This is a genomic window from Micromonospora aurantiaca ATCC 27029, assembly GCF_000145235.1.
Lineage (GTDB): Bacteria > Actinomycetota > Actinomycetes > Mycobacteriales > Micromonosporaceae > Micromonospora > Micromonospora aurantiaca.
This window is the reverse complement of sequence record NC_014391.1, coordinates 6,451,975-6,467,896: the sequence shown is the minus strand read 5'-3', so window position 1 is coordinate 6,467,896 and position 15,922 is coordinate 6,451,975. Positions and strand designations below refer to the sequence as shown.

Here is a 15,922-nt window from a genome sequence, read left to right as displayed (position 1 = left end):
GGCGGCGCTCGGCGGGCTAGTCTCGCGGTCCCCGACCGTGGAGGTGCCGATGCCCACCCGCCTGCTCTACCTGGTCCGTCACGGCGAGCAGGATCGGCCGGAGGAGGAGGCGGACACCGGACTGTCCGAGCGCGGCCGCCGACAGGCGACGCTGCTGGGCGAGCGGCTGCGCGGGGCCGGGCTCACCGCCGTACACCATGGGCCGGCCCGGCGGGCCGCGGAGACCGCCGCGCTGGTCGCGGCGTCGCTGCCGGGTGTTCCGGTACGCGAGGACGACCGCGCCGGCGACCACATGCCGCACGACACCGACCCGGCCGGCCTGCCCGAGCGGTACGCGGCGTTCCTGGCCGGCTTCACCGAGCGGGAGCGGCGCGACGGGCCGCGCGTGACCGCGGAGGCGGTGGCCCGGTTCGCCACCGCCCCCGCGGAGGGCGACGTACGCGAGCTGGTCGTCACCCACAACTTCCTGGTCGCGTGGCTGGTACTGCACGCGGTGGACGCGCCGGCGCGCCGGTGGATCGGGCTGAACCAGCAGAACTGCGGGTTGACCGTGATCCGCTACAGCTCGGGCGGCCCGCCGGCGCTCGTCGCGTTCAACGACGTCGCCCACCTGCCGCCCGAGCTGCGTGCCACCGGCCTGCCCGACGACTACCGGATCTGACTCAGGCGATCAGCTTCACCACGGCGTCGGCCACGGCGCGGGCGGACTGCGGGTTCTGGCCGGTCACCAGCCGCCCGTCGACCACCACGTGCTCGGTGAAATCAGGCGCCGGCACGTGCTGCGCGCCCGCCTCGCCGAGCTTGTCGGCGAGCAGGAACGGCACCTCGTCGGTGAGACCGACGGCCGCCTCCTCGCTGTTGGTGAACCCGGCCACCCGCTTGCCGGCGACGAGCCGGGAGCCGTCGGTGAGGGTGAGGTTCACCAGCGCCGACGGGCCGTGGCAGACGGCGGCCACCACGCCGCCGCGCTCGTAGACCGAGCGGGCGATCCGGGCCAGGTCGGGGTCGTCGGGGAAGTCCCACATGGTGCCGTGACCACCGGCGAAAAGGATCACGTCGTACCCGGCCGGGTCGACGTCGGCGGCCTTCGGGGTGTCGGTGACGCCGGCGGTGGCGAGGAAGTCGTTCTGGGTGCTGTCGTTCTCGTCCCGCCCGTCGACGGGCGGCTCCCCGCCGGCCACGGAGACCAGGTCGACGTCGTACCCGGCGGCCCGGAACACCTCCCACGGCTCGGCGGCCTCGCCGACGTAGTAGCCGGTCGAGCGGCCGGTGCGGCCCAGCTCGGAGTGACTGGTCAGGGCGATGAGTGCGCGAGTCATGCCTTCCATGCTGGCGCGGCCGGCCCGCCCCGGCCATAGGCCGATGTCACAGCCGGAACGGGTTTGACGGGCCGGTCAGCCGGTGGCGCCGTTGAGCAGGTCCACCACCTGCGCGGTGACGGCCGGTGGCGTGGTCTCCGGGGGGCAGTCCACGTAGCCGACCTGGTTCGGCCCGATGGTGAGCCGGTAGGTGAACGCGTCGGCGCACATCGTCGGCGGCACGGTGACGGCGGCCTCGGCGGCGAGCCGGGGGTCGGCCGCGAGCTGCCGCAGCCGGGTGAGCTTCTCCGCGGCGAGCTGTCCCTCGCGGGAGGCGCCGCCGCGGTCGGTCCTCGTCCAGTGGCCGTCCGGCTCGACCCGGACGGTGTCGGACAGCCCGGCGATGCCGCCCGACTTCACGAGTACGACCTCGGTGACCGTCACCGGCAGCGCGGCGTCGGGCACCAAGACCGCCACGTACTCGCTGACGGTGACCGGCACGGGCGGCGGCTGCACCGGCGCCGGCCAGAAGCTCGGCAACCCCGGCTTCGAGTCCGGCAACACGGTCTGGGCCACCACCTCCGGCGTGATCGGCCAGTACGGCTCGCAGGGCCAGCCGACCCGCACCGGTACGTGGAACGCGTGGCTGAACGGCTACGGCAGCACCCGCACCGACACGCTGTCGCAGTCGGTGAGCCTGCCGAGCGGCTGCTCCGCGTACAACCTCTCGTTCTGGCTGCACATCGACTCGGCCGAGAGCACCACCAGCGTCCAGTACGACAAGCTGAACGTGCAGGTGCTCAACTCGTCCGGCTCGGTGCTGGCCACGCTGGCGACCTACTCGAACCTGAACAAGGCCAGCGGCTACAGCCAGAAGTCGTTCTCCCTGGCGGCGTACGCCGGGCAGACCGTCACGCTGAAGTTCACCGGCACCGAGGACGTCTCGCTGCAGACCTCGTTCGTGATCGACGACACCGCGATCAACGTCTCCTGACCTGACCGCCGATCCCGGGGCCCGGCGGCCACCCCACGCGGGTGGTCGGCGGGCCCCGGCCGTTACGGTCGGACCCATGTCCGACGCGGAACTGACAGTCACCCTGGACGGCCCGGTGGCCACTGTCGTCATCCACAACCCGGCCCGGCGCAACGCCATGACCCCGGCCATGTGGCGGCAGCTCCCGGTGCTGCTAGACGGCCTGGAGGCGGACCCGGCGGTACGGGTGCTGGTCCTCACCGGCGCGGGCGGCACGTTCTGCGCCGGCGCCGACCTGGGCGACCTGGACGAGCTGCTGGCAGCCGGTGACGGCAGCATCGCGGTGGCCGCCGAGGAACGGCTCGCCGCGTTCGGCCGCCCCACAGTCGCCGCGATCGAGGGCGCCTGCGTGGGTGGCGGCTGTCAGCTCGCCGTCGCCTGCGACCTGCGCCTGGCCGCGGCGGACGCGCGGTTCGGCGTACCCCCGGCCCGGCTCGGCCTGGTCTACCCGGCACCGACCACGCGGCGGCTGGCCGCGCTGGTCGGCCCGTCGGCGGCCAAGCACCTGCTGTTCACCAGCGAGCTGGTCGACGCCCAGCGGGCGCTGCGGATCGGCCTGGTGGACGAGGTGCTGCCGGCCGGTGAGCTGGCCGGGCGGGTGGCGGCGCTGACCGCCACGGTCGCCGAGCGGTCCCGGCTCACAGTGACCGCCGCGAAGGAGATCGTCGACGGGCGCGCCGACGCCGCCCGGCTCGCCTGGTGGCACGCCCAGGTGCGGGACAGCGGCGAGGCCCGCGAGGGCGTGGCCGCGATCAACGAGCGGCGCCCGCCGCGCTTCGGCTGGACGCCGCCCGCCGTCTGACCGGCCGGCAGGCGTCAGCCGCGAACGGCCGGCGGCACGGTCCGCCGTCACCGCGACGCGCGGTCCGCGCTGACGTGGGCCAACAGCTCGTCCACCGACCACTGGTCGGAGGCGTGTTCGCCGTGTTTCTCGGCGAGCACCCGCCCGTCGGGTGCGATCAGGAAGTCGGCCGGCAGCCCGAGCCGCCCGCCGTGCGGGGAGGTGGACGGCAACCGCTCCCGGCCGCGCAGCACGTGCCAGGTGCCGGTCACCACTGCTCGCAGGATCGGCAGCCAGGCGCGCGGGTCGAGCAGCGACCGCCGCGCCGACTCCACGCCGAACTCCCGGTAGAGCCGCCGGTCCGGATCGGCCACCACGGCGAACGGCAGGTCGGCGACGTGCTCGCGCAGCTCGGCGGCAGGGGAGTGGAAGAGGACCACCTCGCGTACGCCCGCGGCCTCGATCTCGGCGTGCCGGCGGACGATCGAGCGCAGGTGGAGGTTGCAGACCGGGCAGCCGGCGAAGCGCCGGAACTGGAGGTGGATCAGGCGGTCCGGATCCGGCAGGTCGATCCCGGTGCCGGTCACGCTGGTCAGGTGGCGGGGGGTGACGACGTCCATGCGCGCTCCCGTTGTAGGCGTACGACGTACTCCTACAACCGTAGGCGTATCTTGTACGCTGTCAAGGCCATGCCCCGTCCCCGTTCCCTGACCCCGGCCCGGCTCGCCGACGCGGCGCTCGCGGTGCTCGACCGGGACGGCCTCGCCGGCCTCACCATGCGCGCGGTCGGCGCGCAGCTCGGCACCAGCACGATGGGCCTCTACCGCTACGTCGCCGACCGGGACGAACTGGAGGCGCTCGTCGTCGAGCGGGTCCTCGAACGGGTGGACACCCGTCCGCCGGGCGACGTCCCGTGGCCGGACGGCATCCGGGACCTGGCCGACCGGGTGCGCCGCGCGGTCGGCGTCCATCCGGCAGTGGTGCCGTTGCTCCCCGCGTACCGGCACCGCTCGCCGACGATCCTGCGCTGGGGCGAGGCGGTGCTCGCGGTGCTGACAGGGGCCGGCTTCACCGGCGTCGGACGGGTGATCGCGTTCCGCGCCCTGCTCGGCCACGTGGTCGGGGCGATCCAGATGGAACACCTCGGCGCGCTGTCAGGCCCCGGAACGGCTGTCATCGCGGCGCTGCCCCGCGACGAGTTCCCCCTGCTCGCCGAGACCGCACGCGAGGCCGGCGCGGTCGCACCGGAGGACGAGTTCGGCGGTGGGCTGGACCTCCTGCTCGACGGGCTGGCCCGGCGTCTCGACAGCTAGGCGACTTGGTGGGACCGGCGGGCGCGGCGCCGGGGCTCACCCCCGGCACCGCCCCCTGTGCCCGCCGGCCGTCCGTCACCGCGCCAGTGCGGCCCAGCTCGGCGTCACCGGCTCCCGCCGCAGCGGCATGCCCGCCTCGGCCGGGGTCCGGTCGCCCTTGCGCTGGTTGCACGCGTAGCAGGCGGCGGTGGTGTTCCCCCAGGTGTTCCGGCCACCGCGCGAGCGGGGCAGGATGTGGTCGATCGTGCTCGCCGCGCCGTCGCAGTACGCGCACTTCCGCCGGTCGCGCGCCAGCATCCCGGCCCGGGACCAGGCCGGGCCGGCGCTGAACCGCCAGCGGGTCACCACGTACCGGACGAGGCGGACCACACGCGGCAGCGGGAAGACGCCGATGACCCGGTCGGGCTCGGCCTCGTGGATCTCGGCGACCCGGCGGCAGAGCATCCGGATCGCGTGCTTGACGGTGACCCGGTGCAGCGGGCCGAGGTCGGCGTTGACGACGAGGACGGCGTCCACCGGGTTCTCCCTTCACGATCGGCGGTACGGCGACGACGGGGACGCGCGAGGCGCGTCAGTCGTGCCCTCCGGGCCAGGGACCGTGTTCCCGGCAGCCGTCGCCGAGCAGCCACGACGTCATCGTGGTGGCGGGTCGTAGCGACATCGACGGCTCCCGGAGCGGTGGTTGACCTTGCGCGCTCACGGTAGATCGATCCGGGAATCGTGGGCAACGTATTTCGATCCGTCGTCGGCGGGCCGCCGCTGCCGTCCGGCCCGGCCGGCGCGCCTCGCGGCGGCGAGCGGCCGGTCGATGCGGGCGGTCATCTGCACCACCAGCTCGCTGTCCAGCAGCGGGCGGTTCACCTCGGCCGCCACCGACAGCGTGGGCGTGGAGATCGACCGCCAGATCGCGGTGAGCCCCGCGCCCAGACCGACGAGCGCCACCGCCGCCCGGGTGGTGGGGGAGCCGGCCGCCGCGGCGGCGCTGACCCCGACGACCGCCAGCAGCACCACCAGCAGGGGTGCCAGCACCGGCCAGAAGATCCCACGGGCGGCCTGCGCCACCAGCTTCCGGTCCCGGATGACGACGTTGCGGGCGATCACCGCCCAGTTCTCCTCGTCCAGCAGGTCGCGCGGGTGCAGGCCGCCGGTCAGTACGTCCTGCCACAGGTCGCCCTGGTTGCGCAGCTCGCGGGCCAGCTCGGCGAGCCCGGCCTCGCCCGGGTCGCCCACAGTGGCACGACCGACAGCCGTCGCCCAGGCGGCGAGCGAGCGGCGCACCACGGCGGCCGAGTACGGCGGCAGCACGCTCGCCAGCTCGTCCAGCCACCTGCTGATCTGGAGATGCCGGCCGCCGAAGCGTGCGGCGAGCTGGCCGGCGTCGCCGCGCCGCACGGTGTCGGCGAGCGAGCGCCCGAGCCGGTACGCCACACCCACCCGGTGGTTCGTCGCCATCGTCCAGCGCAGCACGTCGATGTTGAGGTCGTCGAGCGCGCGCAGCAGCGTTTCCCGGCCCGCCTCGGTGGCGCCCCGGGCGGCGGCGGTGGACGGCACCGTACGGCCCGCAGTGGTCAGCGGCGCGATCTGGGCCAGCGCGACGTCCACGCCGTCGAGATACATGCCGAGCCGGTGCCGCCCGGCCAGCTCGGTCAGGTTCGACAGTTTCGGCGGCGCGGGCGCTGGCCGGTGCCCGTCCCCGGTCAGGTCGGCGGTCTGCGCGTGGTGGTAGGCGTCCGCCATGGACCAGCCGAGTCGCAGCGCGGTGACCACCGCGGTCCGTTCGTCCCGAGGTGTCCCGTGCTCCTCGTCGCGCCGATCCCGCGTCGCGGTGCTCACCGCCCGACCTCCCGTGTCGCCGGATCAGTCGAGCGTAGAGCCGATTTTATGTACTTATGGCCGTTTCGGCCCAGCCTTGCCGGCCAGCAGGCCGCGCGGCCGGATCGACCGGACCGTCTCGGCCGCCGCGCCCTCGGCACGGAGGATGTGGTTCGCGGCGATGATCCCGGTGGCCGCCGACCGTTCCATCAGCGCACTCGGGAAGTCGGTGCGGATGCCGTCCCCGGCCAGGTAGAGGCCCGGCGCGTCGGTCTCCACCCCCGGGCGCCAGGCGTGGCTGCCAGGCGTGAACGCGGGCGCCTGCGCCTCGACGCGGGCCCGCAGCTCGCGTACCCGAAGGTCGGCCACCTCCGGCCAGAGCGCGGTCAGCTCCCGCAGCATCCGGGCGGCCAGCTCGTCGGCCGGCACGTCCGGCTCGCAGGCGTACGCGTGCAGCTCCACCACCGAGCCGCCTGTGCGCGCGGCCCAGCGGCGGGGCTCGTCCTCCAGCCGGTGGTAGAGCGTCACCGAGTCCAGCGTGGGCTGCCGGGAGACGCCGCTGAACACCGCGCGGTCGGCCCGGACGTCCCCGTCCATCCAGTAGCGCGCCACCGCGTACGGCGGTCCGGGTCTGCCGAACGCGGGCATCCGCGCCACCAGCTCGGGTGCCGCCGCGGCCAGGCCGGGCGAGGCGTCGACGAGCGCGGCGAGCGCGGGCGGGTCCACCGCGAGCACCACGTGCGGCGCCTCCCAGACGTCGCCGTCCGCGCCGGTCACCCGCCACCCCGCCGGGGTACGGTCCAGCCGGGCCGCCGCCGCGCCGGTCAGCACCCGGCCGCCGTGCTTCTCCACGTGCCGGGTCAGCGGCTCCCAGATCGCCGTGCCGTAGTCCCGGTCCGGGCAGTCGAAGGCCAGCCCCTCCGGGTTGCCGAGCAGGTAGAAGTGGAACTGCGCGATCATCTCGGCGGCCGACATCTCCGCCTCGTGGTTGAAGAACGAGTGCGAGAAGACCTCGAACAGCATGGCCCGCGCCCGGTCCGGCAGCCGCAGCGAGGTGAGCAGATCGTCGGCGGTCCGCTCGTCGAACTCCTCGTAGGTGCGTACCGGGTCGTAGGTGAGCAGCGGCAGCGCCGCGTCCCGGTCCATCGTGCGCAGGTCGGTCAGGCGCAGGCTCGGGCTGCGCAGCAGCAGCGCCAGCAGGTTCGCCGGCGGCGCGGGCGGCAGCTTGCCGAACTCCTCCGTGGGCCACTGCTCGGACAGGATCGGGTAGCCCGGGATCGGCTTGAGGAAGCCCAGCGCCGGGTCGACGCGGCGCAGGATCGACCGCCAGTTCCAGTACTGCCGGAAGAACGCGTGGAAGCCGTGCTCGTTGCGCTGGACGCCGTCGGACAGCGCCTCCGGCCAGGCGCCGAGCCGCCCGCCGAGGTGCGGCGCCGCCTCCAGCACCGTCACCGCCACGCCGCGCTCCGCCAGCACCACCGCCGCCGACATGCCGGCGATGCCGCCGCCGACCACCAGCGCCGGGACCGGGCGCGGCACGCGGTCGGCGCCACCGCCGCCCGGGTCCACCACGTGCTCGCGTACGCCGATCAGGCGACCTACCACTTGCGACAGACCCACGGGGCATCCTCCAGTCGGCGGTCCCCCCAGTCTGCCCGAGGTGAAAGGAAGGGGCCCCTTTTAACGCATACGGATGTGCGGGGCCCCTTCTTAACGCCGCGTCGCCCCCGTGCTGGGTGCGCCGCGTGGGTGTGTGGGGCGAGGTGTTAACAAGGGGCCCTTCCTCTACCGCAGGCGTTAATAAGGGGCCCTTCCTTTCACCCCAGGCAGCGGCGCGGGCGGTCCGACGGGGGCCAGACGTACTCCAGGTCGGGGGAGACGTCGGTGAACAACCGTGCATAGTGGGCGGGGTCCTTGCGCAGGAGCGACGACCGGTGGCTGCGGTGCAGGTCGTCGCGGCCCAGCCAGGGCGGCAGCTCACCGGCGGCGGCCAGCTCGTCCTGGGTCCGGATCACCGAGATGCCGCAGGCGGCGGCGAGGTCGGTGGCGAGCGTCCCGGCGCAGGTGTCGGCCCGGCCCGGCTCGGACCACACCGCGCACATGTCCAGCCCGTACCGGGTCAGCGCCTCCTCGTACCCGGCCCACATCTTCACCGCGGGGTGGTTGCGCCAGCCGTAGTCCGGCCGGGTCAGCCCGCGCAGCACCTGGATCGCCTCCACGCGCTGCTTGCCCAGCCGCTTCTGGTCCAGCGTGCGCGCGCTGGCCAGGAAGTCCGGATACGGCAGGAACGTCTGCATGGCGGTGCTCTACCCGTACCCGGCCCTGCCATGCGTTCATGATCGCCGGGGCTGCGCCGATCGCGAGCGGCTGACTACGATCCGGACATGGCCGAGCCACTGCGCGACCGCGCGCGCCGCGCAACCGGCTGGCGGCTCCGGATGAACGGTGACGAACGCCCCCACTACGTGGTCTGCGGCTCCGACCCGCTCGCCTACTGGGTGGTCCGGTCGCTGCTCGCCACCGACAGCGCCGACGGCCGGGTGCGGGTCACGCTCGTGGTGCCGGGCCGCCGCCGGTCCGAGGGCCCCGACGGCCGGGACGTGCCGGGGGTACGTGTGGTCACGGCGGAGCGCCTCGACGAGGCCGCGTTCCGCCGGGCCGGGCTGGCCGGCGCGGCCGGGCTGGCCCTGCTGCACCAGGACGACGTGGGCAACATGCACGCCGCGCTCTGCGCGCAGGAGGTCGAGTCGCGGCTGCGCCTGGTGGTGCGGATGTTCAACACCAACCTGGCGGACGGGCTGCGGCAGCTCTTCCCCGACTCGGCGGTGCTCTCGGACGCCTCGATCGCCGCACCCGCCTTCGTGGCCGCCGCGCTGGGTGAGGTGGCGCCGACCCACTTCCGGCACGCGGGGCGCACGCTCTACGTGGCCCGCCGCGACGACGTACGCCAGCAGGACGTGGTCTGCGGCCTTGCCGTCACCACCGATCCGGACCTGGTCCGGGTGCTGCCCGCGGACGAGGCGGCGGCCGACGTGGTGCTGGCCGAGGCGACCGGGCGGCCGGCGGGCACCGAGGTCGCCGCGCGGCGGCTGGTACGGGCGCGGCGGCGCCGGCAGCCGGTCGCCGTCCTGCTGCGGGCGGTCCGTCACTTCGCCACCCGCAAGATCGGTATCGCGGTGCTGGTGCTGCTCGGGGTGATCGCGGCGCTGGGCTGGCTCAACGCGCGGGCCGCCGACGTGAGCTGGAGCGAGGCGGTCTACCTGACGCTGGTCACCACGCTCACCGGCCAGGATCCGGACGTCAACAAGCCGGTCGCGGCCCAGGTGATGCAGGTGGTGCTCAACCTGGCCGGGCTGGCGTTGATCCCGCTGATCACGGCCGCGGTGGTCGACGGCATCGTCAACGCCCGGCTGGCGTTGCACGCGGGCCGGGTCCAGCCGGACCGTTCCGGGCACGTGGTGATGGTCGGGCTGGGCAACATCGGCACCCGGGTGATGGCGCAGTTGCACGACTTCGGTGTCGAGGTGGTGGCGATCGACAAGAACCCGGACGCGCGCGGCGCTCCGCTGGCGCGCCGGCTGGGGGTGCCGCTGATCGTGGGCGACGCGGGCCGGGAGGAGACGCTCCGGTCCGCCTCGGTGGACACCTGCCAGGCGCTCGTGGTGGTGTCCACCGACGACGGGACGAACCTGCGAGCGGCGCTGATCGCCCGGTCTCTCGACCCGGATCTGCGCGTGGTGCTGCGGCTGTTCGACGGCGACTTCGCCGAGCGGATCCAGCAGGCGTTCGGCATCGGCATCTCGCGCAGCGTGTCCTATCTGGCCGCGCCGGCGTTCGCGGCGGCCCTGCTGGATCGCGCTGTGGTCGCCACCATCCCGGTCGACCGGCACGCGCTGCTGGTCACCGAGGTGCCGGTGGTGGCCGGTTCGCCGCTGGACGGGAGTCCGCTGAGCGCGGTGGCCCGGCCCGGCGAGGTACGCCTGCTCGCGCACACCCGGCCGAACCAGAAGGCCGACTGGTCGGCCGACCCCCGCATGGTGATCCAGGCCGGTGACCGGCTGACTGTGGTGGCCCGGCGGGCCGGGCTGACCGCGCTGCTCCGGGAGACCACGCCCGCGCCGCCGCCGGCACCCACCGGCCCGCCCGCCGCACGCCGCCCGCAGGAGTGACCGGACGCGCCAGCGGTCAAGGCCGCCGGGCGCGTCAAGGCCGCCGGGCGCGTCAAGGCCGCCGGGCGCGTCAAGGCCGCCGGGCGCGGCAAGGCGGCCGGGCCGCGTCAGGCAGGTCGACGACGGCTGCGGACCGCGTACCCGAGCGCGCCGAGGGCGAGCACGCCGAACCCGGCGAGGACGCTCGGCAGCGGCAGGTTGACCGCCAGCACCAGGCAGCCGACGAGCCCGAGGGCGGCGAGCAGCCGTACCGGGACGCGCCGGGCCGGGTCCGGGCCGAGCGTCAGCGCCGACGCGTTGGTGATCGCGTAGTAGACCAGCACCGTGCAGCTGGAGAAGCCGATCGCGCCCCGGATGTCGCCCACTGTCACCACGGCGGCGACCACGGCGGCCACCGCCAGCTCGGCGCGGTGCGGCACCCGGTGGCGCGGATGGACCGCCGCCAGCGCGCCCGGCAGATCGTGCCGCCGGGCCATCGCCAGCATGGTGCGGCCGACGCCGGCCAGCAGCGACAGCAGCACACCGGTGACCGCGACTGCGGCGCCGGCCCGGACCAGCCAGGCCAGGCCCGGGTGCCCGGCGGCGGTCACCACCTCGACCAGCGGCGCGTCGGTGGACGCCAGCCGGTCGGCGCCGAGCACGCCGAGCGCGACCACTGCCAGCGTCAGGTAGATCGCCAGCACCGCGCCGAGCGCCAGCGGCATCGCCCGGGGGATGGTGCGCTCCGGGTCGCGGACCTCCTCGCCCAGCGTGGCGATCCGCGCGTACCCGGCGAAGGCGAAGAACAGCAGGCCGGCGGCGGTCAGCACGCCGGCCGCCCCGATTCCGGCCGGCGCGGTGAGCCGGTCGGCCGCCACCTGCGGCGCGCCGGTCACCGCCACCACGGTGAGCACCGTGAGCACCACGGCGACGAGGACCCGGGTGGCGGTGGCGGTCTTGCCGATGCCGCGCAGGTTCACCGCTGTCACCGCCACCACCGCGAGGACCGCGACGAGCCGCGCCCGCCCCGGCCACAGGTACGCCCCGACGGTCAGCGCCATGGCCGCGCAGCTCGCCGTCTTGCCGACCACGAATCCCCAGCCGGCGAGGAAACCGGCGAACGGGTGCAGCCGTTCCCGGCCGTAGACGTAGGTGCCGCCGGACTCGGGGTAGCGGGCGGCGAGCCGGGCCGAGCTGGTCGCGTTGCAGTAGGCGATGAAGCCCGCGACCGCCAGCGCGACCAGCAGGCCCGGACCGCCCGCGGCAGCCGCGGCCGGTGCGAAGACCACGAAGACGCCCGCGCCGAGCATCGAGCCCAGACCGATGACCACCGCATCGGGTACGCCGAGTCGCCGCGCCAGTTGTTCCACACCGGCAGCCTAGGGCGCTCAGGTGAACGGCAGGTGCCCGCCGCCCGGAAATTGACGAAAATGATTTGCATAATTAATCGCGTTCAGCGGTGGCCGATCGCCGAACCCCTCGGTAGAGTCGTTTACGCAGGTCAAAGCGGGAGCGAATCGCCCCGCCAGCGCGGTTCGCAAATGTTCCGTGCCGATTATCCGATGGCGATGATCAGATTCTTTCTGCGTCGATCGGGCAATGGTGCCCTCGAATCGGCTCCGGCAATTTCGGGAACGTCTTCTCCGCGAACGCGGGAGGTACCGCACATGACGCTTTTCGGCTGGGACGCCAGTGACTACGACGTCGACCGGGGGTTGACGGCCGACCGGATCCGGGACGCCCGCGCCGCGGGCATCGACTTCATGACCTACAAGGGCACGGAACAGTCGCGCGACGGCACGTTCCACAGCCAGTACTACGGGGTGATGCTCACCGCCGCGAAGGACGCGGGCATCCCGTTCCTGGGCATGTACGTGGTGGTGCACTCCGACGTCTCCATCGAGGACCAGGCGGCCACCGCCATCGACTACGCCGACAAGCACACCCCCTGGTGGCGCACGTACGACGGGTTCTTCTGGCAGATCGACCTGGAGCGCTGGCCGACCGACGACGTGCCCCCGCACATCGGCGTCGACGTGGGCCGGGAACTGGAGGAACGCACCGGCAAGGTGGCGGTGATGTACGCGTCGCGCGGCCAGTACGGCGACGACGACCTGGGCGACTTCCCGCGCTGGAACGCCGACTACCCGTACCGGGTGGCCGAGGACTTCAAGGCCGCGTACGCGCGGGCCGGCGGGGACTCCGGCCCGGGCTGGACGCGCTACGGCAAGCCGGCGGAGACGCCGCGCATCTGGCAGTTCACCGATTCGGCGATCATCGGCCGCCAGCACACCTGCGACGCGGACGCGTTCCGCGGCACCGCCGACGACTTCGCGAAGCTGATCGGCGAGAAGACGTCCACGACGACGAAGCGGGACGTGATCGCCACCTTCCACAGCACCGCGCACGCCGGCGACACGCTCGACACCACCGACCGGTTCCACGCCATCCGCTGGGCCACCGGCCTGTACCACTGGACGGTGCCGGAGGCCGGGCTGGTGAGCATCCAGGCGACAGTCGACCTGCGCGGGTTGCGGCGTGACGACCTGGTCCGGATACGCGCCGAGTACACCCGGCCCGGAGACGCGGAGAACGACACCCCGTTGCTGCGGCAGGAGCGGGTGTCGGTCGACCCGGAGACCACCGGCGGGGTGTTCGTGGTGAGCACGCCGGACGAACGGGTCGAGCTGCCGAAGGGCACCCAGATCCGCGTCCAGGTGGCGGTGCGGCCGGCGGACGACGACCACCGCCGCAGGCTGACCTACAGCACCCGTACCCGGATCAGCATCGTGGAGATCCGGACGGCAGGCTGAGCGCCGTGCCCGCCGTTCCACCCACCGGAGGCCCGGGTCCCCCGGGTGAACGGCCGGTGCCGCCGGCAGGATTCCGCCGGCGGCACCGGGATCGGGTTCAGCAGGGCCCGTTGTCGGTCCACACGCCCTGGCTGTTGGTCCCCGGCACGTCTCCCTGGGTCCACCACCGGGAGGTCCACCGGTGTCCGCCGTAGGACACCACGGCACCTCCGGGGTACGCGGTGCCCGCGGCCCAGGCCGGCGCGGCACATGCACCGCCGGTGGGTGACGGCGAGCCGGTGGGCGTCGGGGAGGTGGTCGGCGTCGGGGAGCCCGTGCAGGCACCCTGGTCGGCCCAGACCGCGGCGCTGCCCGGCGTCTCGCCCTGGGTCCACCACTTCGCGCTCCAGGTCCGTCCGGCGTGCGAGACGGTTGCACCGCCGGAGTACGCGGTGGACGCCGACCAGGCCGGCGCGGTGCAGGTGCCCCCGCCGGGTGGGACGGAACCGCTCGGGCTGGGCGACGGCGTGACCACCTCGCCACCACGTGCCCAGTCCCCGGCCAGCGCGTACGTCTGGCCGCCGAAGGCGAGCGTGAAGTTGGCCGGGCCGGAGATCGGGAGCTGATAGTTGAGCGTCACCTCGGCGTACGAGCCGGGCGCGATTGCGGCCGGCACGGTGAGGCGTACCCGGTTGTGGTCGCCCTTCAAGCCGCCCACGTTGCTGCCGGTGTGGCCGGTGGTGACAGTGGTGAGCGCCCAGCCGGACTGCTGGCTGAGCGTGGCCGGGGTGGTGGTGGGATAGTCGAACTCCAGGTGCGCGCCGGCCGGGATCGGCGCGCCGGTGTTGTTGGTCAGCCGCAGCTCGGGGTTGATCGGGTAGTTGTTGTCGCCGAGCGCGAAACCACCCATGCCGACTGCCACGTCCAGCGTCCGGGTGGGCATGGTGATGCCCGCCTTGCGGGCGCCGTACGCCGGTGCGGCCTTCAGCCGGTCGTAGAGCAGCGTGGTCAGCGTGTCGCCCATGCCGTACTGGCCCTTGGCGGAGTCGTAGGCGTAGTCGCCGGCGAGTTCCCAGATCATCACGCCGCCGAGGCCCTTGGCCGCGACGTAGTCGGCCTTGGCGGCGAGCGACTGGTCGTCCTCGGTGGAGAGGAAGACCTTCTTCTCCGCGTTCCACAGCCAGGGCGCGACCAGCGCGGCCGAGTAGTTACGGGCGTAGCTGCCGCTGATCCGGTCGGCCGGGTCGGTGGCCGGGGTGAGGCCGTATCCGGCCAGGTAGTCGCCGGTGATGCCGGCCTGGAGGTTCTTCGCGTGCCACATCGGGTTGGCGCCGCCGGGCACCTCGTTGCCGGCGGCGTCGAGGTCGTGCCAGAGGTTGTCGATGCCGACCGCGCCGTTGCCGCAGGGGGTGGTGGAGCCGATCGAGCCGCCGGTGCCGGCCGGACACTTGGTCTGGTCGGGCAGCGCCGCCCGTCCCCACAGGCCGTTGGTGCCGCCGGTGACGCCCTGCCAGCCCCGGGTGTAGTAGGGCACGCCGATGTTCACCCTGCCGCTGGGCAGCGCGCCCCGGAAGTAGTGGTACGCCCAGTCGGTGTTCAGGTAGCCGATGCCGGAGTAGGCGCCGTACACGCCGCCCGCGGCCAGCTCGGCGTCGTCGCCGTTGTCGTAGAGCGCCGCGTTCGGCCCGACGAAGTGGTTCCACGCGCCGTGCAGGTCGTAGGACATCGCGTTGACGTAGTCGAGGTACTGCAACGCCTGGTAGGACTCCATCCCGCGCAGCAGCCAGCCGGACGCGGGCGCGGCCACGGTGAGCAGGTAGTGCCTGCCGTCGGTGGCGGCGGCCCGGTCGAGCTTCTCCCGCAGCGTGCGCATCAGCACCTGGTACGAGGCGTTGAGACCGGCCCGCTTGGCGTCGGCCTGGGCGAAGTCGAGCGGGTTGCCGGCCTTGTTGTTGGAGGTGGGGTACTCGTAGTCGATGTCCACCCCGTCGAAGCCGTACGTGCGCAGGAACGTCACCACCGAGTCGGCGAACGTGTTGATGCCGGCGGTGTTCACCGTGTTGGTGCCGGTGGTGGTCATCCGGTAGAAGCCGCCGGAGTCGATGCGGTTGCCGCTGTCGTCGATGAAGCCGCCGGTCTCGGCCCAGCCGCCGACGCTGATCAGCGTGCGGACTCCGGGGTTCTGCTTCTTGTACTTGTTGAGCAGGTTGAAGTGCCCGGTGTACGGCAGGGCCGGGTCCATCTCGGCACCGGCCACGCCGGGCCAGGTCATGTTCGTCGCCGGGTTGTCCGGGGCGCCGGGGTCGCCCACGGAGATGCGGTTGCCGCCGTCGACGTGGGCGAACGCGTAGTTGATGTGGGTGACCTTCTGCCAGGGGATCTGGTTCACCAGGTAGGCCGGGGCGCCGTTGCGGCCGGTCCGCCAGCTGGTGAAGTAGCCGATGATCCGGCGGGTGTGGTCCGCACCCATCTTCTCCCGGCCCGCGGTGTCGTAGACGGTGCAGTAGGGCACCGAGACCCCGGGCGTGCGGTAGAGCCCGTCGGGTCGGCACGCCTCGTCGTCGGCGGCGGCCGACCGGGCGTCCGGGGCGGCCACGACCACCGCCATCATCGCGGTCAGCAGACCGGCGGCGCCGGCCGACAGCCAGCGGCTGATTCGTCTCGCCAGCACGCGCACCTCCTACATTTAACAAACTTAACTGTTAAGGTTGCTAAATGTATACCGGTGTCGATACGCCGAGACAA

15 protein-coding genes are annotated in these 15,922 nt (G+C 73.5%); 6 read left to right on the top strand and 9 right to left on the bottom strand.

Going from position 1 to position 15,922, the window contains the following annotated elements; translation table 11 throughout:
- The first annotated feature begins 49 nt into the window (after positions 1-49).
- Complete coding sequence (locus MICAU_RS28915) at positions 50-661, top strand: histidine phosphatase family protein (protein ID WP_013288899.1); 612 nt, start codon at positions 50-52, stop codon at positions 659-661.
- Between the two features lies 1 nt (position 662).
- Here MICAU_RS28915 and MICAU_RS28910 read toward each other — a convergent pair whose 3' ends face one another.
- Both MICAU_RS28910 and MICAU_RS33310 read right to left on the bottom strand, forming a co-directional pair.
- Positions 663-1,319, bottom strand: a complete 657-nt coding sequence (locus tag MICAU_RS28910; RefSeq protein WP_244879692.1) for a type 1 glutamine amidotransferase domain-containing protein — start codon at positions 1,317-1,319, stop codon at positions 663-665.
- 75 nt (positions 1,320-1,394) lie between these two features.
- Complete coding sequence (locus MICAU_RS33310) at positions 1,395-1,799, bottom strand: protealysin inhibitor emfourin (protein WP_244879794.1); 405 nt, start codon at positions 1,797-1,799, stop codon at positions 1,395-1,397.
- Between MICAU_RS33310 and MICAU_RS28900 the strand changes: the two genes are divergently transcribed.
- Both MICAU_RS28900 and MICAU_RS28895 read left to right on the top strand, forming a co-directional pair.
- Complete coding sequence (locus MICAU_RS28900; protein WP_342341497.1) at positions 1,789-2,292, top strand: hypothetical protein; 504 nt, start codon at positions 1,789-1,791, stop codon at positions 2,290-2,292. The genes MICAU_RS33310 and MICAU_RS28900 overlap by 11 nt on opposite strands.
- A 76-nt stretch (positions 2,293-2,368) precedes the next feature.
- Entirely contained in the window at positions 2,369-3,133 is a 765-nt protein-coding gene (locus MICAU_RS28895; protein ID WP_013288896.1) for an enoyl-CoA hydratase/isomerase family protein, read from the top strand.
- 47 nt (positions 3,134-3,180) lie between these two features.
- On the opposite strand, the gene MICAU_RS28890 is transcribed toward MICAU_RS28895, so the two are convergent.
- Positions 3,181-3,732 carry a peroxiredoxin-like family protein gene (locus tag MICAU_RS28890; RefSeq protein WP_013288895.1) on the bottom strand — a complete coding sequence of 184 codons (552 nt, stop codon included), beginning with the start codon at positions 3,730-3,732 and terminating at the stop codon, positions 3,181-3,183.
- Positions 3,733-3,801: 69 nt separating this feature from the next.
- Here MICAU_RS28890 and MICAU_RS28885 point away from each other — a divergent pair, with 69 nt between their 5' ends.
- Positions 3,802-4,425: a TetR/AcrR family transcriptional regulator gene (locus MICAU_RS28885; protein ID WP_174361747.1), complete on the top strand. Its 624-nt coding sequence runs from the start codon at positions 3,802-3,804 to the stop codon at positions 4,423-4,425.
- Positions 4,426-4,500: 75 nt separating this feature from the next.
- On the opposite strand, the gene MICAU_RS28880 is transcribed toward MICAU_RS28885, so the two are convergent.
- The 4 genes from MICAU_RS28880 to MICAU_RS28865 form a co-directional block, all read right to left on the bottom strand.
- Positions 4,501-4,941, bottom strand: coding sequence for an HNH endonuclease (locus tag MICAU_RS28880; protein WP_013288893.1), 441 nt, complete (start codon positions 4,939-4,941; stop codon positions 4,501-4,503).
- Positions 4,942-5,121: 180 nt separating this feature from the next.
- Entirely contained in the window at positions 5,122-6,258 is a 1,137-nt protein-coding gene (locus MICAU_RS28875; RefSeq protein ID WP_013288892.1) for a hypothetical protein, read from the bottom strand.
- A gap of 54 nt (positions 6,259-6,312) precedes the next feature.
- Positions 6,313-7,857, bottom strand: a complete 1,545-nt coding sequence (locus MICAU_RS28870) for an FAD-dependent oxidoreductase (protein ID WP_013288891.1) — start codon at positions 7,855-7,857, stop codon at positions 6,313-6,315.
- Between the two features lie 197 nt (positions 7,858-8,054).
- Entirely contained in the window at positions 8,055-8,534 is a 480-nt protein-coding gene (locus MICAU_RS28865) for an MSMEG_6728 family protein (RefSeq protein WP_013288890.1), read from the bottom strand.
- Between the two features lie 87 nt (positions 8,535-8,621).
- Between MICAU_RS28865 and MICAU_RS28860 the strand changes: the two genes are divergently transcribed.
- Positions 8,622-10,406, top strand: coding sequence for a potassium channel family protein (locus MICAU_RS28860; protein WP_174361746.1), 1,785 nt, complete (start codon positions 8,622-8,624; stop codon positions 10,404-10,406).
- Positions 10,407-10,513: 107 nt separating this feature from the next.
- Here the strand turns inward: MICAU_RS28860 and MICAU_RS28855 are convergent, their stop codons facing one another.
- Entirely contained in the window at positions 10,514-11,755 is a 1,242-nt protein-coding gene (locus MICAU_RS28855) for an APC family permease (protein ID WP_041799129.1), read from the bottom strand.
- Positions 11,756-12,052: 297 nt separating this feature from the next.
- Here MICAU_RS28855 and MICAU_RS28850 point away from each other — a divergent pair, with 297 nt between their 5' ends.
- Positions 12,053-13,198 carry a glycoside hydrolase family 25 domain-containing protein gene (locus MICAU_RS28850; RefSeq protein WP_013288887.1) on the top strand — a complete coding sequence of 382 codons (1,146 nt, stop codon included), beginning with the start codon at positions 12,053-12,055 and terminating at the stop codon, positions 13,196-13,198.
- Positions 13,199-13,295: 97 nt separating this feature from the next.
- Here MICAU_RS28850 and MICAU_RS28845 read toward each other — a convergent pair whose 3' ends face one another.
- On the bottom strand, positions 13,296-15,848 hold the full coding sequence (locus MICAU_RS28845; protein WP_013288886.1) for a glycosyl hydrolase family 18 protein: 2,553 nt from the start codon (positions 15,846-15,848) through the stop codon (positions 13,296-13,298).
- Between the last annotated feature and the right edge of the window lie 74 nt (positions 15,849-15,922).

Excerpts from the sequence above, each read along its gene's own strand:
- MICAU_RS28915 (WP_013288899.1), top strand. The coding sequence starts at position 50 with ATGCCCACCCGCCTGCTCTACCTGGTCCGTCACGGCGAGCAGGATCGG.
- MICAU_RS28910 (WP_244879692.1), bottom strand. The coding sequence starts at position 1,319 with ATGACTCGCGCACTCATCGCCCTGACCAGTCACTCCGAGCTGGGCCGC.
- MICAU_RS28895 (WP_013288896.1), top strand. The coding sequence starts at position 2,369 with ATGTCCGACGCGGAACTGACAGTCACCCTGGACGGCCCGGTGGCCACT.
- MICAU_RS28890 (WP_013288895.1), bottom strand. The coding sequence starts at position 3,732 with ATGGACGTCGTCACCCCCCGCCACCTGACCAGCGTGACCGGCACCGGG.
- MICAU_RS28885 (WP_174361747.1), top strand. The coding sequence starts at position 3,802 with ATGCCCCGTCCCCGTTCCCTGACCCCGGCCCGGCTCGCCGACGCGGCG.
- MICAU_RS28865 (WP_013288890.1), bottom strand. The coding sequence starts at position 8,534 with ATGCAGACGTTCCTGCCGTATCCGGACTTCCTGGCCAGCGCGCGCACG.
- MICAU_RS28860 (WP_174361746.1), top strand. The coding sequence starts at position 8,622 with ATGGCCGAGCCACTGCGCGACCGCGCGCGCCGCGCAACCGGCTGGCGG.
- MICAU_RS28850 (WP_013288887.1), top strand. The coding sequence starts at position 12,053 with ATGACGCTTTTCGGCTGGGACGCCAGTGACTACGACGTCGACCGGGGG.